We start from the raw sequence: 21,490 nt of genomic DNA, 5'->3' as shown, positions 1-21,490 counted from the left end.
GCTCAGCCCGCCATCCTGTCGATGACGACATTGCCGAACGCGTCGACGGTGCCCTTGAGCCCCGGATCGATGAAGATCGTGGTGTCCGCCTGTTCGAGGATCGCCGGGCCTTCGACTCGCGCGCCGACGGGCAACGCATGACGGTCATAGAGCACGGCATCATGCCAGGCGCCGTCGGCATAGATGCGCCTCGATCCGGTACGACATTGTTCTGCAGTCCGGTCCGTCACCGGCGCGAAGGCGCCCATGTCGAAGGCCGGCCTGCGCCCGATGACGGCGATGCGGTAGTTCATAACGCGCATCGGAATACCGTCCAGCAGACGACCAAAGGTTGTCCGGTACGCGTCTTCGAAGGCAGTTCGCACGCCGTCTCCAGTCAGACCGGCGACGGGAATGTCGAGCGGCACCGAAACCGTATGCGTCTGGCCGAGATAGAGCATGTCGAGCTCGTAGATCCGGTCCACGCGTTCGAAAGCGACGCCCGCCTGATCGAGAAGCAAGGCCGTCTCATCGGCAACGCGCACCATCTCTTCGCCCAAGGCACCTGCGTCGAGGCCGTCGAGAAGGCGGTTCACGGTCTGCACACGGTCATGGCGCATGTCGGCGACCACGCATCCAAGTGCGGATGTGACGCCGGGGAAGCGCGGGACGAGCGCGGATTTGAGCCCCACTTCTTTGATGAGCGCGCCTGTGTGCAGCGAACCACCGCCGCCGAAGGGCATGGCGGAAAACTCGGCCGGGTCGTGACCGCGCTCGATCGAGACGAGCCGGATCGCTCCTGCCATCTTTGCATTGGCGATCTTGAGGATCGCCTCGGCGGCGTCTTCAACGGTAATCCGGAGAGGGTCGGCAACATGGGTGGCGATTGCACGGCGCGAAGCCTCGACGTCGAGTCGCGCAAGCTTGCCACCGATGGGACGCTCGGCATTGATGCGCCCGAGCACCACGTTCGCGTCCGTCACCGTTGGGCGGTCGTTACCGAGCCCGTAGCACACCGGTCCGGGATCGGAGCCCGCCGATTCCGGCCCGACCTGCAGAATGCCGCCATTGTCGATGCCTGCGATCGACCCGCCGCCGGCACCAATGGTGGAGATTTCGATCATCGGCGTGCGCACGACGAGCCCGAAGTCGATCGACGTCTGCGCCGACAACGCGCTTTCGCCAGCCGCCACAAGCGACACGTCGAAGGAGGTGCCGCCCATGTCGCAGGTTATCACATTGGCAAAGCCTGCCGCCTGCGCGATCGCCTGCGCGGCCATGACGCCGGCCGCCGGGCCGGAGAGCGCGGTGCGCACAGGGAAGCGCTTGGCGGTATCGATCGCCATCACACCGCCATTCGACTGCACGATCAGAATGTCGCCGGCAAAGCCGCGCTCCTTTAGCGTCTTTTCCAGGCGGTCGAGATAGGACGACACCACCGGCTGCAGATAGGCGTTGAGCGCAGCGGTCGAAAGCCGCTCGAACTCACGGATTTCCGGCACGATCTCAGTCGCCGCCGTGACATACCCGTTCGGCCAGACGGCGCGCACGGTCTCGACAGCCTGGCGCTCGTTGGCGTCATTGGCATAGCCGTTGACGAAGAAGACGCAGACGGCTTCGCAGCCAGCGGCCTTCAGCGCCTCGGCCTGCTGGCGGACTTCATCGTCGTTGACCGCCTCGCGCACGGTTCCGTCCGCGAGCACGCGCTCGGAAACCTCGACGCGATCCTCGCGGCTGATGACGGGCTGGTACTGGCCCCACAAGCCCCAGGTCGTCGGACGGTCGCGGCGGCGCATCTCGAGGATGTCGCGGAAGCCGCGCGTGGTGATGATGCCCGTGCGCGCACCCTTACGTTCCAGAAGCGCGTTGGTGCCGACAGTGGTGCCGTGAACGACGGTCGCGATTTCGGAGAAGTCCGGCACGATGCGCGCGATGCCTTCGGCGAAACCGCGCGACTGGTCGCCACGCGTCGACGGAATCTTCGTCGTCTGCACGGTGTGCGCAATCTGGTCGTAAACGAAAATATCGGTGAAGGTACCGCCGACATCGACGCCGATCACGTAGCGCTTCGAACTCATGCCACCCATCAGGCCGCGTCCTTCTTGTTCGACTGGAAACCGTAATCGCGTTCGGCCGCTTCCTCGCTGACGAAACCGAGTGCCACGTCACGTTCGATGGCTGCCCGATCGCGCTCCGCCGGATCGCCGTAACCGCCGCCGCCCGGCGTCTCGAGCCTGACCTTCTGGCCGCGCTTCAGCTTGATGCCGACCATCTTGGACGCCATGGGCGGGGTCTTCTCGCCATCGGTCTGCTCGTAGCTGAAGCGATTGAGCGCCGCATCGCCGCCGCCGACGACGCCTTTCGGCGCAAAGCGACCGCGCTCGCCGAACAGGAAAACGTCGGCTTCTTCCTCCAGGAGTTCCAGCTCATAAACGGCGCCGAGTCCACCGCGGCTCTTGCCGGCTCCGCCGGAATCTTGGCGCAGCCCCCATTGCGTGAACATGACGGGATAGGCCGCCTCAAGGATCTCGAGCGGCGGGATCGTTGCCGTCGAAATCGGCGCATTGCCGTGGTTCAGCCCATCACCTTCCGGATGGCCACCATGGCCGCCACCGAAGAACGAGAACATGACCCAGCGTTTCTTGTCCGGACCACGATAGCCGGCGAGCGACAGTGCGTTGATCGTGCCGTAAGCGCAGCCATTGGACCGCTCAGGCGCAATGGTCGCGATTGCCTGAAAGACCACGTCGATCAGGCGCAGGATCGTTTCGGTGTAGCCGCCGACGGGCTTCGGCGCGCGGACCGAAAGCAGGCTGTCCTCGGGGATCACGAACTCGACCGGCTCGAGCACGCCGGCATTGGCCGGTACATCGCCGAAAATATGCTTGAGCGCCACATAGCAGGCGGCAATGGTGGTGGCGCGCGAGATGTTGACGGGGCCGGCGCAGGCTGGAGACGAGCGCGAGAAATCCATCACCATGCGTTCGCCTTCGATCCTGAGATCGAGCGCGATGCGCAGTGGTTCGTCGACAATGCCGTCATTATCGAGAAAATCCTCAGCCGAGACGGTGCCCTGCGGAAGTGCCTTGATCTCTGCCCGCATGAGTTGGGCTGCGCGCGCCTTCAGTTCTCCGAGCGCCGCCTCGACTGTGCCGTCGCCATAGTCGGCAAGAAGCTCCTCCATGCGCTTGACGCCGAGATCGAGCGCGTTGATCTGGCCGTTGAGATCGCCGAACAGCGAGTTGGGCAGGCGTGAATTCGACGACAGGATATCGATCACGTCCTGACGCAGTTCGCCACGGTCGTAGAGCTTGACCGGCGGGATCAGCATCCCCTCCTGGAAGCTTTCCGTCGCGACCGGATTGTAGTTGCCCGGCACGTTGCCGCCCACATCGTGCCAATGGCCGACCGAGGCGAGGTAGCAGAATACCTTGCCATCGCGGAATAAGGGACGCACCAACCTGAAATCGGACAAATGCGTGCCGCCGGCATAGGGGTCGTTGAAGATCCAGACGTCGCCGTCCTTGGGGCCACCGGATTTCGCTGACTTCTCGATGACCGCCTTTACCGCAAAGGCCATGACACCGACGAAGATGGGCAGTCCGGACTTTCCCTGTACCAGAGTGTCTCCGGTGACCGCATCATAGATGCCGTGCGAGGCATCGTGGGCCTCGGCGATGATGGGGTTGAACGCAGAGCGGAACAGCGTCGCATCCATCTCGTCGGCGATCTGTTCAAGCCGTCCCTTGAGGATGGCGAGAAGAACGGGATCGATCATGGTTCGAACCTCTTTTCGTCATAGGCTGCACCCGCAGCCAGCATTTCGTCGGTTCCCACAACGGCATTGATGCCGGCGAAGTCGTACATGTGCTGCTTGAACGGCGCGTTGGATCCGTGCGCCAGCAAGCTCTCGAAATAGGCGCGCATCGTGCGTGCCACCGCGCGGGTAAGCCCGCCGGGGAAGATGACGAGCGAAAAGCCGATTGCTTCCAGGTCGTTGGCTGTCAGCGTCGGCGTCTTTCCGCCTTCGACCATGTTCGCCATCAGCGGAACGCGTGAGCCAAGGGTGGACACGATGGACTCCATCTCGTCGACCGACCTTGGCGCCTCCACGAACACGACATCGGCACCCGCTTCCGCATAGGCCGCGCCGCGGTCGAGCCCAGCCTGGAACCCATCGACACCGATCGCGTCGGTGCGCGCGATAACGACAAAATGCTCGTCCTGACGTGCATCGGCCGCAGCCTTGATCTTGCCGACCATCTCGCCGGTGGACACCAGCGATTTGCCGTTCAGATGCCCGCACCGCTTGGGCATCGTCTGGTCCTCAATCTGGATTGCGGCAGCGCCCATGCGTTCGAACATGCGCACCGTGCGCTGCACATTCAGTGCATTGCCGAAGCCTGTGTCGCCATCGACGATCAGCGGCAGCGAAACCCGCTCGCAGATGGCGCCGACCGCATCGGCCACCTCACTGACCGAAACGAGCCCGATATCGGGTCGACCAAAACGGGTGTAGGCGAGCGAAGCGCCCGACAGATAGATCGCCTCGGCACCGCACTGTTCAGCGACGAGCGCTGACAATCCATCATAGATGCCTGGAGCGACGACGATGCGCTGCTCTGCGAGGCGCGCTTTGAGGCGCGTCATGTTGCAGTCTCCTTCGGGCTGGCGCTTGCGGCGAACCGCTTTTCGAGATGAGGAACGAGGCCGCCATCGGCGATCATGTCCAGGAGGAAATCGGGCAGCGGCTCGAGCGCGATCCGCCCGGTTTGCGTGACAAGAGCTGCGCCGTCGATATCGATTTCGACCGGGTCGCCGGGACGAAGCATGGAGGTGTCTCCAGCCGAGACGAACACTGGAAGGCCGAGATTGATCGCGTTGCGATAAAAGATGCCGGCGAAGGATCGCGCAACGACTGCGCCAATGCCGAGATGGCGGAGTGCCTGCGCGGCTTGCTCCCTGGACGATCCCATACCGAAATTCTTGCCAGCGACGACGATGTCGCCCGGCTGCACGGATGACGCGAAGTCCGGGTCCACAGCCTCGAGGCAATGGGCGGCGAGCGCCTCGATGCCGCCGCCCATGTACTGGCCGGGGGCAAGCGCGTCGGTGTCGATGTCATCGCCTAAAACGAAGGCACGGTGACTGGGGAAAACCATCGTCATGCTCCGATATCGCGCGGATCGACGATCCGCCCCGCGAGAGCGGATGCGGCGACCGTATAGGGTGAGCCGAGATAGACCTTCGATGAATGTGCGCCCATGCGGCCGCGGAAATTGCGCGCCGTTGTCGAGATGCAGGTCACGTCCTCGCCGAGACGCGCGGAGCCATAGCCGGCGCAGATACCGCACGCATTCGGCAGCACTTTTGCGCCGGCATCTTCGAGCACTTTCATGATGCCTTCGTCGGCGGCGCGATCCTGATCGCGCTTCGAGGACGGTGCGACGAGAAGCTCGACGCCCTTTGCAAGCGTGCGCCCGCGAATGATCTCGGCTGCCGCCTTGAGGTCGGCATATTTCGCCCCGGTACAGGCTCCGATATAGGCGACGTCGATGTCCGTCGGCTCATATGCATCGATGGGGGCCGAATTGGCGGGAGAATGGGGCGCGGCAACCTGGGGCACGAGTGTCTCCGCATCGAACTGGTGAAACTCGTCCGGAACCGCATCAAGATCCGGTTGCCAGTGCGCCGGATCGGGCAAATCAATCGCGCCATGCTCGGCTAGCCACGCCATCGTCGTTTGATCAGGAGCAATCAGACCCGCCTGGGCCCCCAGTTCGGCGGCCATATTGGAGAGCGTCATCCGCTCCTGCATGCCGAGCCCGCGGACAGTTTCGCCGGCATATTCGATGGCCTGATAGCGTCCGCCATCCATGCCGAGCCGGCCACACATCGCAAGCAGCATGTCCTTGGCCATCAAGCGCGGCCCGAGCGTTCCGGACCACTCGATGCGGATCGTCTCCGGCACCTTGATCCAGATCTCGCCGGTTGCCAGCACACCTGCCATCTCTGTCGCGCCGATACCGAACATGTAGGCACCGAAGGCGCCACCGGTCGGCGAGTGGCTGTCACCGCCGACGACGAACATGCCGGGCTTCAGATGCCCTCTCTCAGGTAGCACGACGTGGCAAATGCCTTCGCCATCATAGAAGGTCACGCCCTTCTCGGCTGCCCAGCGGCGGGTCAGTTGCAGGATTGCAGCGCCCTCTTCCGTGTCGCCAGGCACGTAATGGTCGGAGACGAGGACAACCTTGTCCTTGTCATAAAGGCCGACACCAAGACGCTTGAGGATCGGCTCGACCCGGCGCGGCCCGCCGGAATCGTGGATCATGGCGAGATCGACCCGAGCGGTCACCACATCGCCCACTTCGACATGGCTGCGTCCGGATGCACGCGCAATGATCTTCTGTGCAAGACTTTGAGGCATCTCTCAGATTCCCAGATAGGACCGCTGGAGGTCGGGATCGTCCATCAGTTCTTGGGCCGATCCGGAAAGGCTGATCGCGCCATTCTCGAGCACGAATCCGTGATCCGCGATTTCAAGCGACTGAACGACGTTCTGCTCCACGAGCAGGATTGTCAGACCCTCATCGTTCAGGCGCTTGATGAGGTTGAACATCTCCTCGACCAGAAGCGGAGACAGTCCAAGAGACGGTTCGTCGAGGATGAGCAATCTCGGCTCCGCCATCATGCCTCGGCCGATCGCCAGCATCTGTTGTTCGCCACCCGAAAGCGTGCCTGCTTTTTGGGAAAAACGCTCCTTGAGCCGCGGGAAGACGCCGACCACCTTGTCGATATTGGCGTCACGATTGGCGCGTCCCCGGCGATAGCTGCCAAGCACGAGGTTCTCGTGGACCGTCATGTTCGGGAAGATCAAGCGCCCTTCCGGCACAAGGCTGAGCCCTGCATCCACTGCAGCCTCCGCCCGTCCGCCGGGGAGCTTGCTGCCCTTGAAGACGACGTCACCGGACCAGGGTTTGATCAGCCCTGAAACAACCGCATTGAATGTCGTCTTGCCCACACCGTTCGACCCGAGCAGCGCGACGATCTGCCCTTTGCGGATCTCGATATCGATGCCGCGCAGGACCTCTACTGCGCCATAGCCGGCTCGAAGCCCCTTGACGCTGAGAACAGTCTCGGTCGAGGCCGTTGGCAACGGCCGTTCAACGATTGCAGCGTCAGGCATGAGCCGGCTCCTTCTTTGCCTGGGCGCTGAGCCGCGCGGCCATGCCTGGGCCGAGATAGGCTTCGATGACGGCCTTGTCCGCCGCGACCGCGCGCGGCGGTCCCTCGGCAATCAGCCGTCCCTGGTTAAGCACCCAGGTGTATTCGGAAAGCTGCATCACGGCCTGCATGACGTGCTCGATCAGCAAGATGGTCACGCCGCTGTCGCGCACCGCGCGAATGACGGGGATGACGTCGCGGATCTCGCTCGGATTGAGACCGGCAAGGACTTCGTCGAAAAGAACGAGCTTTGGATCTGTTGCGAGCGCACGAGCGACTTCGAGCCGCTTGCGACCAGCAACCGTGAGGCTTGCTGCATCCATATCGAGCCTGTCGCCAAGCCCGACCTTTTCGGCCACTTCGGCGGCGCGATCCAGCGCATCCCGGCGCGAGGCATGGCGAAGATGCGCGCCGACAGCAATGTTCTCACGCACGGTCTGGCCGGCGAAGGGCTGGACGATCTGGAACGTGCGCACCATGCCGGCCTGCGCGATATCGCTCGGCTTGGCACCCATGATGTTCTTGCCGTCGAACTGGACCGTGCCACCGTCAGGACGATGAAAACCTGTAATCAGCGCGAAGAACGTCGTCTTGCCGGCGCCATTGGGTCCGATGAGCGAGACGAGGCTGCCCTGCTTGACTGAGAGCGACACGCCATCGACGGCTTTCAACCCGCCGAAGGATTTGGTGATCCCGTTGACCTCAAGCATCGGCTGCCCTCCGCGATCCGAAAAGTCCACCGATGCGACCGAAGATGCTGATCAGGCCGCGCGGCAGGAACATGACGACGAGAATGAGCAGCAGGCCATAGATCGCAAGCGCGATCCCCGGCACGTCGCCGACAAAGTGACGCGTCGTCTCGGCAAGAAGATGGGTGACGGCAGCACCGATGAGCGGGCCGAACAGTGTCCCCATGCCGCCGATGATCGGCACCAGCAGGGACTCGATCGACACGGCTGAACCATACGCAATCGCGGGGTCGAGATAGAGGTAGAACTGGGCATAGAAGACGCCCGCGAGGCCGGAGAAGAAACCGGACAGGGCCGCCGCCTTCATCTTGGTCGCGAAGACATCGACCCCGAGCGCGCGTGCCGCGTCTTCATTGTCGCGTACGGCCTGCAGCCATGCGCCGAAGCGCGAGCGTCCGAGCCACCACACGGTCAGGAAGCAGGCAAGGCAAAGGGCCCAGATCAGCCAGAAATAGCCGACATTGTTGGCAAACTGCATGTTGGCCGGATCGCGGCTGAGCGGGATCAGAATGCCGACCCCTCCCCCCGTGAACGAGACGGAATTCGACAGGATGCGCAGCACCTCGGCAAAAGCGAGCGTCACCAGCGCGAAATAGGAGCCGCGTAGACCGTAACGGAAGCTCGCAAAGCCGATGAAGAGCGCAACGCCCATGGCGAGCAGCCCGCCGATGAAGAGCCCGATCCAGGGATTGATGCCGTATTGCAGCTGCAGGACGGCGACGGAATAGGCGCCCGTACCGAAGAAGGCTGCATGGCCGAAGGAGAACTGGCCGCCATAGCCACCGAGGATGTTCCAGGCTTGGCCCAGCAGCGCGACATAGAGGATCAGAATGACGGTGTTGAGCGTAGATTCACGCGCGATCCAGAAAGGCGCCGTGCCGATGATAGCGAAGACGATGAGGAGCGTCAGGAGTTGGTTGCGATTGATCATGCCGCCTTACGCCTTGTGTCCGAGAAGCCCGGTGGGGCGGAAGAGAAGGATGAGGATGAAGATGGCGAAGATACCGAACTGGCCGAGGCTATCCCCCAGGAAGAGACCACCCATCGCTTCGACGACGCCGATGATGAGACCACCGATCATGGCCCCGACGAAGGATCCCATGCCGCCGAGCACCACTGTCGTGAAGGCGATCAGCACGAAGCCGTAACCGACCTGCGGGTTCACGTAGTAGCTCGGCATCAAAAGGCAGGCGGCGACGCCGAGGCAGGCGATGCCGATGCCGAAGCTCATGGCGAAGACATGGTCGACATTGATGCCGACGAGGCGCGCGCCCTTGCGCTCCTTGGCAAGTGCACGGATGGCTCGACCGAGGTCGGTCTTGGACATGAAGGCCCAAAGAAGACCGGCCGTGATGAGGGCGCCGAAGAAGGCGATCACCTTCGGCAACGGAAGAAAGGCACCGGCGAATTCCACCACTTCGAAGGAATACGGCGTGTCCACCGTCCGTGTGTCGGAGCGGAAGAAATAGAGCGACATGTTCTCGATGATAATCGAGAGCCCGAGCGTCACCAGAAGGATGTTTTCGTCTCGACCGTGGCTCGCCTTCCCGATAATGCCGCGCTGCAGGCCGTAACCGATCACGAACATCGCCGGCGGCACGATCAGGAGCGCCCAGTAGGGATCGATCCCGAAGATCTGGTTCAGGAAGAAAACGCCGAAGAGTGCCAGCATCAAAAGTGCGCCATGCGCGAAATTGATGATGTGGAGAACGCCGTAGATCAGCGTCAGGCCGAGCGCGACGAGCGCGTAGAGCGCACCCGTCGTGAGGCCGTTGATCAGCGACGGAATGAGAATGACCGGATCGACCATGACACCTTTCCAGTGCGTGGAGGATGAGCGGGAGATGGTCGCGGGACGGCGCTGCCGCCCCGCTATTATCGGCGAATTGGCGTTTAGCCAGCCGAAGGCATCGGGAAGACCGCTTCTGCCGAGGCGAACTCGGCCGGCAGAACGACCTCGATCTTGCCGTTCTGCACCTGCGTGTTCACCGCCTGCGCGCCCTGGTTTTGGCCGTTGACGATCTCCGTGGGGCCATAGGGCATGCCATGATTGTCCCAGGTCGAGCCGTTCAGCGCCTCGATGACCGCTTCTTTTTCAGTCGAGCCCGCACGCTCGATCGCGTCCGCCAGGAAGGCGACTGCGTTGTAAGCGCAGAACACTTCGTAGGTATAGAAGAGGTTCTTGGCCTCGGCAGCTGCACGGCGCTGCAGTGCCACTTCCGAGTTCGGATCGTACCAGTGGTTGCAATCCATGATGAACTCTGCCGCTTCCGGGAATTCCTGGACAAACTGCACGTTGGAGGCTGCGCCGCCCAGAACTGAATAGATGCCCTTGGCCTCGATGCGCTGCTGGCGAAGCGTACGCGCGAGGAGCACGTACTCGTTGTAGTAGTTCGCCGGGATGATGAGATCGGGCTGCAACGAACGCAGCTGCAGTGCAATGTTGGTGAAGTCGCGCGTCGGATTGGCGTGCCGGATGACGGACAGGACTTCGATGCCGATCTTCGGCAGCTCCTCACTCATCAGATTGGCGGTGCCGGTGCCGAAGAGCGATTCTTCGTGAATGATGACCGCCGTCTTTGCGGGGCTGTTTGCCGCCTTGTTGATCTCGTCCAGGCGGGCGACGGCAGACTGCGCCACGGCGCCGTAACCGGGCGCGAAGCGGAAAGTGTTCGTCAGGCCGCGATTGACGATATCGTCGGCGACGCCGACGTCCACCACATGCGGCGTGTTCGTCTTGGCGGCTTCCTGCGTGGTGGCGAGCGAAATGGCAGAAGAAAAGCCCGCAACGATGCCGGCTGCGCCGCCTTCGATGAGGCGCGCGGTCTCCGATGCGCCGAGTTCCGGCCGGCCCTGGCTGTCGGCCAGCATCGCTTCGAGCTGCGCGCCGCCAAGCGACTGGATGCCACCTGCCGCATTGATGTCGGCGATGGCCATTTCGGCGCCCGCGCGACACTGGGTGCCCGAAAAGGCAATGAACCCGGTAACGGGATGCACGAGGCCGATGCGGACCGGGTCAGGTGCCTGCGCGCGCAGCACGGCCGGAAACCCCGTGACGCCGGCGGCAAGGGCCGCTGCGCCCGATCCCGCAATGAAGGTGCGGCGCTTGATGCTGAATGGTGTCGTCTTGGTCATTGTTGTTGTCCTCTCTGGCAGGTTTGCTTCTCTTCAGCCCCGGTTGTTTTTATTGTTTGGGGCGATCTCGGGCGGCATGCTTGGCGTCTCCGACTGCCAATGCATGCCTTCGCGCTTGTGAACGCGCTTCAAGTTCATTTCGAACTGATACTTGTCGGGCCGGTAAAGCACGCGGATGTATTCGACCGGCCGGGCGCGCGTGTCTCGCACGACACGCTTGACATCGATGAGCGGCGATCCGGCATGGATCGAAAGCGCGCTTGCGATATCCGGCTCGGCCAGCGCAGCTGACACCGTCTGGCGCGCATCCGCCACCTTCACGCCGGAGCGCTCCAGAAGGGTAAGCAGCGCGAAATTTCCCATCTCGTCGCGATCAAACGAGCGCCCGATATCCTCGGGAACGAATGTCAGGAGGTGCGACATCGGCTCGCCGTCGAGATAGCGCACGCGCACCGTCCGCTGCACGGTCGTGCCCGCCGGAATTGACAGCGCCTGCGCCACATCGGGACTGGCAGGCACATAGTCGAATTCCAGGACCGCGACATCGGTCGCAACGCCCATCAGCGATATGTTCTCGAACCACCCCTCGACCGACGTCTTCAGCGTCGGCGGGGGCGGCGTATCGGATACGCGGGTCCCACGGCCACGCTCGCGCACGACCAGACCCGCATCGGCCAGTTCATTGAGAGCGCGCTTGGCGGTGATCCGGGAGACATTGAAGAGCTCGGCCAGCTCCTGCTCGCCCGGCAGCACGGCCCCGAGTTGCAGTTCGCCGGAAAAAATCTGATTGCGCAGGATGACCAGGATCTGGTGGTAGAGCGGCACACGCGAGGCCGGATCGATGCGTGAGCGGCGGGACGACGCTGTCGCCGGCTTCCACCCATGTGCCTCATCGATCTCTGTGCGACTGACCACCGAAAAACATCCAAGCTGCTGTCGTTGACTATTGATATAACAATATATCATTATGACAAGCATCAAAATTTCGTCGGGAGCCAATTTTCATGCCGATTGTTCGCACGACGCTGATACGGGGGTATCCTGAAGAGGTACGTGTCAGGCTTGCCGAGCGGCTGACAGATGCCGTCGCCGCCACGATCAAGGCGCCGCTGGATGCAGTCACCGTCGCGTTCGATGAGGTCGAGGCAACGAACTACATGCGCGGCAGAGTGCCCCGAACGCCAGGTGAAGCACTGCGGCCGGCAAGCGACATCGTCCTTCAGTTCCTTCGTCTCATGGAAGACCGCGATCTCGAAGCCGCACGCCGCCATCTCCATCCGGATTTCACGATGGTCTTTCCAGGCCCTAGCCATGGCACCGCGTTGACCAAGCTCGAAGAGCTCGTCGCATTTGCGGCACCTCGCTACCGCTTTGTGCGCAAGACGATCGAGACCGTCGACGAGAGCTATCGCGGCACCGTCACGACCGTCTTCGTTACCGGGACGCTGAACGGCGAACGCCCCGACGGCGGCCCTTTTGAGGGAGCCCGCTTCATCGATCGCTTCGAGGTTGAGGCAGAACGCATCCGCCGACAAGACGTCTGGAACGATCTATCCCTTACCTTAGCGAGTACTCCGGAAAGCCGCGGCTAGGCTGTCTGCGATCGATATGCACTTTTCTGCCCCGACGCGACGCTCCTCAAGTCTCGCTATCGGCAGAAGCCGACTGTTCGAGCAAAACCAAATCAGTCTTGAGGTGTGGCGGCGAACTCGGGGCGGGATCCGCGCGGACTGGCCAAATTCTTTCGCACGAAACTTATCTATATAGCTCTTTCGGCGACGTCGCCGAAAGCCGTAAGCACAATATTGGCCACCAGCGATTTAGTTACCGTCAAAAGCCAGTGCTTGACGCCATGAAAGATCGTTATGCGGTTCGCACCCGCCGAAAGTGCTTTGGGATGCACCAAGCTGGAGGTGGTTCAGTCGGAAATAATTGGCCGCCGCACCCTATCATAAAGGGCGATTGTCCGACGGCAAATTAGCGACAGCTTTCAGGGCGCGGACGCAAATATCTGAACGGCCGACGTGACATCGCAAGAGACCATCAAGATCTGCCTGCGCATGATGGCAGCTATTCGGGCCTCGCCGCCCAATAGCGGAAGGTCGGGAATCGGCCCCGAATCTGCCTCGGCATATTATTTCCGAACCTCGCTCGTTGAGCACACGCCAAGGACTGCGACGGGGTGATTAGGAGACTGGCAGGTTTCGGCGATCGACCTGCGAAAACGCCTCGTTTATCCGCCATTGAGCGAAATCATTATGCGAGGCGCCAAGGGCGTATCTTCTTCGGGTTGCAGCAAGGTTTGCGGTCGAGGCACAGGGAGATAATAGGAGAAGAATTATTCTTGCTCATACGGCGTTCACCCACACTCGGAGTTCCGTTTCCCCATCAGCTGTCTTCATCTTCATTTCGCTCATGACTCGAACGATCCCAAGGAAACAATGCCGGCGGGGCGTCGCAGGGGCTATCGGCTAGTGTGAAGGTTCTGCCCGATATTCGGCAGTCTTGACGCGATCCCGAGCTGCTCACGTTCATGTTGCGACAAGCTAGCGAGGCGGCGAAAATCCGTGACCTCGATGTGCCTGGAGTGACTGCCCTCGAGTATGCCGGCTCTTTTCATGGCCTGCATGGCACGGCTGACCGACTCGACCGTCGTTCCCAGATAGGCGGCCATGTCCCGGCGGCTGACGGGGATGTCGAGTGCGCCCCGGTCGCCCGCGTCCCTCGCACAGAACATCAGCAGAAACGTCGCGACGCGTTCGAGGACGCTCTGCGTCGCGAGCAGCAGCATCCAATCTTGGGCAGCATCGAGCTGGTCGGAGACAGCGAGGAGCATTCGGCGCTCGATTTCTGGAAATCGGTCCATGAGGCTTTCGAAAGGCTGCCTCTTGAAGGAGCATACATTGGCATCGCTCGCAGCCTCGAGGCTGACACGCGATGTTGCGCCGTCGAGCCGTCCAAGGACATCCGACGGCAACAGCAGGCCGACGATCTGGTGTCGACCGTCGCGCAGCGTCTTGTTCGCCCGGACGACGCCTTCGAGAACAGTCCCGATGATGTGCACCTCTTCGGCCTGGGCGACGATGGTCCGGCCCGCACGGTAGGATCTGATCCGCGCCAGCTTCGACAGTTCATGCCTGGCCTCCGGTGACAGCCCGGAGCAAAAGCCGCATTTCACCTTTGTGCAACGATGGAGAGCTGTGACATTGATGGAAGGGTTGTGGCTGCTCATAACGCCCTCATCCGTCAGAACGACGTCTGATCTGCCACCCAAGCCATAATCATCATACAACTTTGAAGGGCTGCGGTCTTGAGCAAAATCGACGGCGATCAACAACGATCGCTGCGATAATCCGCATGGGCACCAGGCCGGGGCGGGACGACGGCCCCGGTCCGTCGCATGAAGCTGCGACCGAAGCTCAGTGCAAGTGCGGCGAGGCAACAGCCTTCACGAGCTCGCCCGAAAGCTCCCGGCTTGCGTGGTGAGACACATCGCTGAGGGACAGCATGCCGACGAGCCGCTTGTCCTTGTCGATCACGGGCAAACGCCGCACCTTCTTGTCCTCCATGAGATGGATCGCATCCTCGATGCTCTGATCCGTCTTGCAGTAGACGATGCCCTTGGTCATCACGTCGCGCGCCTTCAACTTGCCGGGATCGCGCCCGTTCGGCAGCGCCCGCAGCACGAGATCCCGGTCGGTGATCATGCCGATGAGCCGATCGTTCTCGCCCACGGGTATCGCGCCAATGTCGTCCTTCTTCATCATCGCAGCGATCTCGGTGATCGGCGTGTCCGGTGACACCTAGGTCGCTCCCTTGTGCATCGCTTTTTCGATGTTCATGACCGTTTCCTCCAATCTCTGAGCAAGTAGCTGAACTTCTGACCCCGCGCCCCTCAGACGATTGCGATGAAGATCATGCCGCTGTCGCGCATGACCTGCAGCAGCAAGGCATTCGGGCTGGAGCGCGCGATCGACAGAACCTCATTGGGCGCATCGACGGGCTGCTGGTCGACGCTGACGATGACATCGCCGACCGAGAGACCGGCACGACCTGTGGGACCATCAGGATCGATGTCCGCAACGCGCACGCCTGCTGCATCGGAGGGACCCGTATCCGTCGCCTCCAACACCACGCCGGCCAGCAGCGGCACGTCGGCAGGAACGCTCAGTCGCTGATCGGCTGGCTTCGTCAGTTCGGCTGTCAATTGCATTGTATCGCCATTGCGGACGAGGTAGCTCTGCAGTTGCGAGCCGATCCGGGCCAGCCCCATGTGAAGTTTGAGATCGGCCGCCCTGCCCACCGGCTCCCCATCGACGCCCACGATGACGTCGCCGGCCCGTATGCCGGCCGTCTCCGCCGGAGAGCCGGCTGCCACCTGGTTGACCAGCGCGCCCTCGGGCCGGTCAAGACCGAGAGCCTCCGCGAGGTCCGGCGTCACGTCCCGGATGGTAACTCCGAGCTGGCCGCGCTGGATCTCGCCCCGATCGATGAGTTCGCGCATGACGACCTGCGCCATGTCGATGGGGATGGCGAAGCCGATCCCGACATTGCCACCGGCGGGGCCGATGATGGCGCTGTTGATCCCGACGAGTTCGCCCTGAAGATGGACGAGCGCGCCGCCGGAATTGCCTACCCTTAGGGATGGTCCACCGGCCGGACGGACCGCCGGCCGGCATGCATGTCTTTTGAACGCAGCGATGGCCGACGCCGGGCGCGCGCGACGCTTCTCGCCATGTCGGCTAGCTGATCGTGCGGGCAGCAAAATCCTCAGCTGCGCCATCGGTTTCCTTGCGCACCCGCTTTGCGGTATCGGCAGCGAGCTTTGACCCGAGCGTCGCGAAGCGGCTCGCTTCGGTGGCGTATTCGTCGGCGGCGCCTTGCAGGAAGGCGCTCATGACGTCGAAGGCCTCGGTCAGCTCGTCACTTTCAACCAAGTCGTCGACCAGTTTCAGATCCTTCTCGCAACGATGCTTGAAGAAGCTCAGAAGTTCGATCTGATAGCGCACACTTGCCTTCAAGGCCTGAGCTTGCAGCCGCATCGCCGTGACCGCGAATTTCTGGGTGCCGATCATGAAAGGCGGCAATTCAGCCGCAGATGTCTTGGAATGCTTGGGCAGTCCAATGGATGCGTTGGACATCTTAATACTCCCTGGTCAGGTTCTGGTTCCCCAGGTTACGTCTCCCTCGCCCATGGAACCTTCCAGTGGGCCTGATGATGCGCAAGCATACGCGGTTCTACCGAGCTCTTGGTTGATCCAGGTCAATGACGATGATGGCTCACTTGCTCAGGGTTTGGCCCTGCAAGCCCAATCCTCTTGACGAACAATGATGTGAGGACCATCGCATGACCCCACGAACACAGAATTCGGCGCTTGGCCCCTGCCCAGCCGTGACAATTTCCGCTCTGGCGGATCTCGGACTGTCCCATCAAGCCTTGGCACGATATTTCCGTCTTCGACCGGAACAAATCCGCGAGGCTGCGGAAAGTGCATGGTCATGCTCTGGCGTGCGCGACGACCATCAGCTCGAATTCCATTTCATGCGGCAAAGGGCCAACAGAGTCCCAGCAACGCGAGGATGATGTGTCATCCTGATGTGAAAACAGTCGGCGGGGGCGATGGCACCTTGGGCTGCCATCGCCGCTCAAACAAACACAAACCTAAGGTGTGCCCTTATGCAGAGCACGCCCCCGGTTTCATTTGCTCACGTCCGCCTGAACTTAAGCCTGGACCTCAGCGTATCGAATGGCCGCGTTCGGCAGCTGCCTCGTCCATGGCAAAGCTGTTGAACAGCGGGATCAGCTGCCAGATGGCGGCCAGGCCGATCAGGACATAGACCAGGCGCGACAGGTTGGAATCCCCGCCGAAGGTGTCAGCCACCAGGTCGATGTGCAACAATCCGAACAGGCCCCAGTTCAAGCTACCCAGGATGACCAGCAGCAAGGTGAAGACATTCAACGCTCTCATGGTTCACTCCATGATCTGAACAGACGTCATCGTCTGATGACGCAGCGTTGGACTAGCAGGACCGTCCACGCGTTTCGTTGATGCGTGTCAAATATGGCGATGAAGCCGTGGCCGGTCGGCACCCGTCCCCCCAGCTCGTAAGCGATCAAGCGCATCCCAAACAGATGAGAGACACACCGAAAAGCGAGGCTTCTCGGGCAATCTGGGAATGGAATCGTTCGGCGCAAACCCGACGGCGGCGCAGAGGCAACATCTCTCCCACCCTAGCAGCTTCGGCTCGCTAACCCACCGCGACACCGAACAAGGCTCCGACAGCGGCGGTCGCAGCCATTGCGAGGGAGCCCCAAAGGGTGACCCTCAGAGCGCCCCGCAGGACACCCGCGCCGCCGGCGGAGGCACCCAAACCACCAAGCAGCGCGAGACCGACGATCGTCGACACCGCCACCCACAAACCGATCGATGTTGCCGGCGCCAATAGAACGACAATCAGCGGAACGACCGCACCCGTTGCGAATGTGAGGGCCGACACCAGGGCCGCCTGGATCGGGCGGGCTGTCACGGTTTCGGAAATACCGAGTTCGTCGCGAGCATGCGTTCCGAGCGCATCGCGCTCGGTCAGCTGAGTGGCCACCTTTTCCGCCAGGTCACGATCGAGCCCCCGGTCGACATAGATCCGGGTAAGCTCGTCGAGCTCCGCCTCGGGCATCTCCGCCAGTTCGCGCGTTTCTCGTGCAAGATCGGCCTGCTCCGCATCGGTCTGGGAACTCACAGACACATATTCGCCTGCCGCCATAGACATCGCACCCGCCACGAGGCCGGCGAGCCCGGCGACCAAGACCTCCGGCTTTCCAGACCCCGCCGCGGCGACACCGACGACCAAGCTCGCCGTCGAGACAAGGCCGTCATTGGCTCCCAGAACGGCCGCCCGCAGCCAGCCAATGCGATGCACCATGTGAATTTCCGAATGCGATAGGCGGCTCATGGGGTAGCTCCTTGCTCTTTATCGGATCGCCCGAGTGACTTCCCTTCGACGCATCTGCCAGGCATTCCCAAGGCCGCTTCATTTCGGCACCCATGCTCGCCTCCGACCTCTTGCACTGCCGATAGCTTGGCCCACTGGGAGCAACACGTCGAGCCCGCCTGGTCTTGCCGACATCTCGCCCGCGCACGGTCCGATCCCGCTGTTCTTGCCAGGGCGTCGACGTGGTATGCGGATGTCCGACAAGCGCGAGGATGGGTCCGTTCCGAGATGGATCGCCCATGACATCGCGTCTCCGATTGACGAGGGTCAATGCATGTTCGCTCCCGCCTCTGCTTGATGGCGAACGTCGCGGCCAGCCTCGCCGCGGGGCAAGCGGCGGGTCTCGACATGGATCGGAAGTGGACGTTCAACCTCGGATATTTCATCGTCGCGTTCGCGCTGCTCCTCCTCTTCCAGGCTTGGCTGGGTTCGCGCGATGTGGCGCAACTCACATACTCGCAAGCTGTTCAGGACGCCAAAGAAGGAAAGATTGTCAATGTCACCATCACCGAAACGCTGATCGAGGGTCAGTTCAAGAGCCCGATAAACGGCCGCGATTGCTTTGTGGCGCAACGCGTCGATCCGGCGGCAGCCGAGATCTTTGAAAGCCTCGGTGTCGACGTCGCCGGCGGCTCCGACAGCAACTGGTTGACCACTCTCGCGTCCTGGGTGGCACCGACGCTGATCTTCTTTGGCATCTGGCTTCTGATTTCGCGCAGCATGGCTCAAGCCCAGGGATTGGGCGGATTGGTGAACATCGGGAAATCGAAGGCCAAGTCTCCGGTACCGTCTTCGTGGCGCATGGCCTGAAGCGGCGAAGGGTTCCGCCATCACTTGTCAGCAGCTGCATCGTGGTCGAAGGAATCTCCTGCTACGCAACCTATGCAGCCGTCGCCTCATTCAGTTTCCTGCTGGTGCTGGACCGTCATTTGGAACAATCTCGGCGGTCCCTCATGCTTCTGTTCGTCACCGCGCTTACAGCGCTTTCCCTTGCCGCAGCGATCCTGCTGGCCCGCGGTGGATGGCGGTCAGAAGCCGACAGCGCCAGCCCTTGGTCACGGATCGAATCCATTATCAGCCAAGCGGATCGTCGCCTGCTTCTAGACGTCCGGCTTCTGACGGAGACTTTTCTGTTTCAGACCGCGATATTTGGCTGCCACGTCCTGACGCTTTTCGCCGCGGGAAGAGCCGTTGGCCTCTCATTCGCCCTCGAAGCGGCATTCTTAAGCTTCGGCCTCGCGAGCGTCGCTGCGACATTCTCACCAGTCCCTCTCGGACTTGGCTTCTTCGAGGGCGCCTGCGTAGGCCTGCTGCATTCCATGGGAAGCGATCTCGAGCCGGCAATTGCCGCAACGCTCATTCCACGAGGCTTCACGCTTTGGCTTCCGACGCTGCCGGGGCTCTGGTTCATTCGCCAAGAGACACGGTCCGCTATCTCCCCGCCACAGGACACCATCTCATCGACCATGCACGCGCCGAGAAGACGGGGCGGATCGAGGGCCTCCTTTCCGACAATGACCAAATGCTCGCCATGTGCCGAAAGATCGGCTTCAGGATTGAGGTGCACCCGGACGAGCCCGGAACGATGAAGCTCACGCGCGATCGTTCCGCTGAACTCCTCCGCAAAGCCAACAATCGATTGTCGATCAGGAGGCCCTGACTTCAATCTTCTTCTCCGCGTTTCGTGCCTCGGCTGATTTGGGAAGATGAAGTGTCAGCAAGCCCTTGGAGAAATTCGCATCGATCCTGTCGGTATCGACGCCCTCCGGAACGCGGAAGGAGCGTTGAAACGACCCGAAGCGCCTTTCGGACAGGAAATAATCTTTGTCGTTTTCTTCCTTCGATTCCGATTTCTGACCTCGTATGGTGAGCAGGTGGTTGCTGAGCTTGATCTCGATGTTCTTTTCATCGATGCCCGGCAATTCCGCCGTGATCTCGTATTCCGCATTCTTCTCGACGAAATCGAAGGCCGGGTTCATCGACCAGCCATCCGTCGCCCTTGGAATGTCCATGGCGAAGGAGGAGCGGCGCGTCGGCAACGGCCATCCGAACGGCCTGAAGTCCTCGAACAGCCGGTCGATCTCACGGCGCAGGCTGTCGAAGGGCATCCAGTCGTTTTCATTGGAGGGAACCGAAGTCTTTTCGGTTTTGACGGGCATTTTTGTAGCGGCTTCAGCCATGATACTCGTCTCCAATATCGTGACGCGGCGGATATCCGCCGCTGATGGTGAGATTGTCTGCGAACGCATGGAAAGCGGCATTGATCGCCGTCAAAGCTCGTCGCTTGCGCTGCACTTTTTCCGATGCCCAACGACATCGGTGGCCGTCAGGTTGGCTCGCCTGGCGCAGTCTCGCTTGGCGCGCGGCTTACCCGCTCCGCGCCATATTGCATGAGGGCGCCGAGCCCAAGGAAGATCACGGTCAGATTGGCGAGCCATCCGAGAAATGGGATGAAATTGAGGAGCGCCAAACAGATCAGGCCGATCGTCAGCAGGAAAAGCTGGCCCAGTGGCCGAGTCGGCGCCGACGAGAAGGCGTGAGCGATGCTCCAGGTCAGCGCGTGGACGCCCAGCAGATAGCCGACCACCCACACCACCAGGATCGACAGGACCACGATCGGGATCAAGGGAATACCGACCAGCGTCATTGCGCTGACCGGGATGAGGCCGATCAGCATGGAAAGGCCGAGGCCCCCGAGAAGGATCGAACGAAACGGGTGGCGTACCGTCTGAGCACGGAGTGTGTCGGTGGTGCACGGCGCGAATGCATGGGCAATCGCCGCGACGAGAACCAAGAACGCGATCGTCAGCACGAAAAAGGCGAGAACGCTGAGGATCGATGGCCAGATCTCGCGAAAAGGCCCGTGGAGACGGCTCCGCATCTCGTCCATCATGCCTGGCGAAAGTTTTTCATAGCGCACCCGCTCGGAGGGTACCACGCTCGACGGGATGTCGATCGGCTCAGGCGCGGAATAGGTCAATGTGCCGCCGATCCGTGCTTCCTTGCCAAAGGCTATGGCTCCTGCGGCAAGGTGCGCATCGCCGGCGATCGTGCCGTTTAGTTGCAGCGATCCGGCGGTTGCCATCAAACTCCCCGCGATCGGGCCGTCCAACCGCGCCGAGCCAGCCGTTATGCGGGCGTTTCCATTGACTTCAGAGCCCGATCTCAACTCCAGATCACCCGCCGAAGCGGTCAGGTCGGAGCCGACCGGGGCGTCGATCTCGACCGAAAATCCGGCCGCATAGAGGTCGGCGCCCACCGGGCCATCCAGTTCCACGTCGAAGCCGATCGCATGGAGGTCGCCTTCCACGCGGCCGCTCACCCGCGTCGAAAATCCGGCAGCGAACATGTCGCGCGTGCTGCCGGCGCTTGTGTCCACCGACGACATCGAAATGAACCGGTCACCTCCG

Annotated in this window: 22 protein-coding genes; 3 read left to right on the top strand and 19 right to left on the bottom strand. The window is 61.9% G+C overall.

The window, feature by feature from the left end; translation table 11 throughout:
- Positions 1–2: 2 nt before the first annotated feature.
- The 11 genes from PU133_RS11150 to PU133_RS11100 all read right to left on the bottom strand — a co-directional run bounded on the left by PU133_RS11150 (position 3) and on the right by PU133_RS11100 (position 12,005).
- The gene (locus PU133_RS11150) at positions 3–2,057 is read right to left on the bottom strand and encodes a hydantoinase/oxoprolinase family protein (RefSeq protein ID WP_404864514.1); all 2,055 of its coding nucleotides are present in this window, start codon (positions 2,055–2,057) and stop codon (positions 3–5) included.
- A gap of 8 nt (positions 2,058–2,065) precedes the next feature.
- The gene (locus PU133_RS11145; RefSeq protein WP_404861772.1) at positions 2,066–3,757 is read right to left on the bottom strand and encodes a hydantoinase B/oxoprolinase family protein; all 1,692 of its coding nucleotides are present in this window, start codon (positions 3,755–3,757) and stop codon (positions 2,066–2,068) included.
- Positions 3,754–4,629, bottom strand: a complete 876-nt coding sequence (locus PU133_RS11140; protein ID WP_404861771.1) for an oxaloacetate decarboxylase — start codon at positions 4,627–4,629, stop codon at positions 3,754–3,756. The genes PU133_RS11145 and PU133_RS11140 overlap by 4 nt, the downstream gene beginning before the upstream one ends.
- Positions 4,626–5,141, bottom strand: coding sequence for a 3-isopropylmalate dehydratase (locus PU133_RS11135; protein WP_404861770.1), 516 nt, complete (start codon positions 5,139–5,141; stop codon positions 4,626–4,628). The genes PU133_RS11140 and PU133_RS11135 overlap by 4 nt, the downstream gene beginning before the upstream one ends.
- Positions 5,142–5,143: 2 nt before the next feature.
- A complete protein-coding gene (locus tag PU133_RS11130) occupies positions 5,144–6,409 on the bottom strand; it encodes a 3-isopropylmalate dehydratase large subunit (protein ID WP_404861769.1) in 1,266 nt (421 codons plus the stop codon).
- A 3-nt stretch (positions 6,410–6,412) separates the two neighbouring features.
- Positions 6,413–7,168: an ABC transporter ATP-binding protein gene (locus PU133_RS11125; protein ID WP_404861768.1), complete on the bottom strand. Its 756-nt coding sequence runs from the start codon at positions 7,166–7,168 to the stop codon at positions 6,413–6,415.
- Entirely contained in the window at positions 7,161–7,916 is a 756-nt protein-coding gene (locus PU133_RS11120; RefSeq protein WP_126010226.1) for an ABC transporter ATP-binding protein, read from the bottom strand. Before PU133_RS11120 ends, PU133_RS11125 begins: the two co-directional genes overlap by 8 nt.
- The gene (locus PU133_RS11115; protein WP_126010225.1) at positions 7,909–8,886 is read right to left on the bottom strand and encodes a branched-chain amino acid ABC transporter permease; all 978 of its coding nucleotides are present in this window, start codon (positions 8,884–8,886) and stop codon (positions 7,909–7,911) included. The genes PU133_RS11120 and PU133_RS11115 overlap by 8 nt, the downstream gene beginning before the upstream one ends.
- Before the next feature lie 6 nt (positions 8,887–8,892).
- Positions 8,893–9,765, bottom strand: a complete 873-nt coding sequence (locus PU133_RS11110; protein ID WP_404861767.1) for a branched-chain amino acid ABC transporter permease — start codon at positions 9,763–9,765, stop codon at positions 8,893–8,895.
- A gap of 83 nt (positions 9,766–9,848) precedes the next feature.
- Entirely contained in the window at positions 9,849–11,090 is a 1,242-nt protein-coding gene (locus PU133_RS11105) for an ABC transporter substrate-binding protein (protein ID WP_404861766.1), read from the bottom strand.
- 33 nt (positions 11,091–11,123) lie between these two features.
- Complete coding sequence (locus tag PU133_RS11100; RefSeq protein ID WP_404861765.1) at positions 11,124–12,005, bottom strand: GntR family transcriptional regulator; 882 nt, start codon at positions 12,003–12,005, stop codon at positions 11,124–11,126.
- 89 nt (positions 12,006–12,094) lie between these two features.
- Between PU133_RS11100 and PU133_RS11095 the strand changes: the two genes are divergently transcribed.
- Complete coding sequence (locus tag PU133_RS11095; protein ID WP_404861764.1) at positions 12,095–12,682, top strand: tautomerase family protein; 588 nt, start codon at positions 12,095–12,097, stop codon at positions 12,680–12,682.
- Positions 12,683–13,554: 872 nt separating this feature from the next.
- On the opposite strand, the gene PU133_RS11090 is transcribed toward PU133_RS11095, so the two are convergent.
- From PU133_RS11090 to PU133_RS11065, 6 genes are all read right to left on the bottom strand, one after another.
- Positions 13,555–14,424, bottom strand: coding sequence for a Crp/Fnr family transcriptional regulator (locus PU133_RS11090; RefSeq protein WP_404861763.1), 870 nt, complete (start codon positions 14,422–14,424; stop codon positions 13,555–13,557).
- 85 nt (positions 14,425–14,509) lie between these two features.
- The gene (locus PU133_RS11085; RefSeq protein WP_404861762.1) at positions 14,510–14,893 is read right to left on the bottom strand and encodes a CBS domain-containing protein; all 384 of its coding nucleotides are present in this window, start codon (positions 14,891–14,893) and stop codon (positions 14,510–14,512) included.
- Between the two features lie 92 nt (positions 14,894–14,985).
- Positions 14,986–15,873, bottom strand: a complete 888-nt coding sequence (locus tag PU133_RS11080) for a PDZ domain-containing protein (protein WP_404861761.1) — start codon at positions 15,871–15,873, stop codon at positions 14,986–14,988.
- Positions 15,833–16,231 carry a phasin family protein gene (locus PU133_RS11075; RefSeq protein ID WP_404861760.1) on the bottom strand — a complete coding sequence of 133 codons (399 nt, stop codon included), beginning with the start codon at positions 16,229–16,231 and terminating at the stop codon, positions 15,833–15,835. Before PU133_RS11075 ends, PU133_RS11080 begins: the two co-directional genes overlap by 41 nt.
- A 594-nt stretch (positions 16,232–16,825) precedes the next feature.
- Entirely contained in the window at positions 16,826–17,059 is a 234-nt protein-coding gene (locus PU133_RS11070; RefSeq protein WP_126010217.1) for a DUF378 domain-containing protein, read from the bottom strand.
- A gap of 280 nt (positions 17,060–17,339) precedes the next feature.
- The gene (locus PU133_RS11065; protein WP_404861759.1) at positions 17,340–18,041 is read right to left on the bottom strand and encodes a VIT family protein; all 702 of its coding nucleotides are present in this window, start codon (positions 18,039–18,041) and stop codon (positions 17,340–17,342) included.
- 336 nt (positions 18,042–18,377) lie between these two features.
- Between PU133_RS11065 and PU133_RS11060 the strand changes: the two genes are divergently transcribed.
- Positions 18,378–18,890: an ATP-dependent metallopeptidase FtsH/Yme1/Tma family protein gene (locus PU133_RS11060; RefSeq protein WP_404861758.1), complete on the top strand. Its 513-nt coding sequence runs from the start codon at positions 18,378–18,380 to the stop codon at positions 18,888–18,890.
- On the top strand, positions 18,875–19,669 hold the full coding sequence (locus tag PU133_RS11055) for a YbhN family protein (protein ID WP_404861757.1): 795 nt from the start codon (positions 18,875–18,877) through the stop codon (positions 19,667–19,669). The genes PU133_RS11060 and PU133_RS11055 overlap by 16 nt, the downstream gene beginning before the upstream one ends.
- Positions 19,670–19,726: 57 nt before the next feature.
- Here PU133_RS11055 and PU133_RS11050 read toward each other — a convergent pair whose 3' ends face one another.
- Together PU133_RS11050 and PU133_RS11045 are read right to left on the bottom strand one after the other, a co-directional pair.
- The gene (locus PU133_RS11050) at positions 19,727–20,260 is read right to left on the bottom strand and encodes an Hsp20/alpha crystallin family protein (protein ID WP_404861756.1); all 534 of its coding nucleotides are present in this window, start codon (positions 20,258–20,260) and stop codon (positions 19,727–19,729) included.
- Between the two features lie 146 nt (positions 20,261–20,406).
- Positions 20,407–21,468 (bottom strand): hypothetical protein, encoded by a 1,062-nt coding sequence (locus PU133_RS11045; protein ID WP_404861755.1) that lies wholly within the window; start codon positions 21,466–21,468, stop codon positions 20,407–20,409.
- Positions 21,469–21,490 lie beyond the last annotated feature (22 nt).

Origin of the sequence: Georhizobium sp. MAB10, from assembly GCF_045012825.1 — a bacterium.
GTDB classification, from domain to species: domain Bacteria; phylum Pseudomonadota; class Alphaproteobacteria; order Rhizobiales; family Rhizobiaceae; genus Georhizobium; species Georhizobium profundi.
Note: the sequence above shows the minus strand (reverse complement) of the source record. Positions and strands in the feature narration are given on the sequence as shown.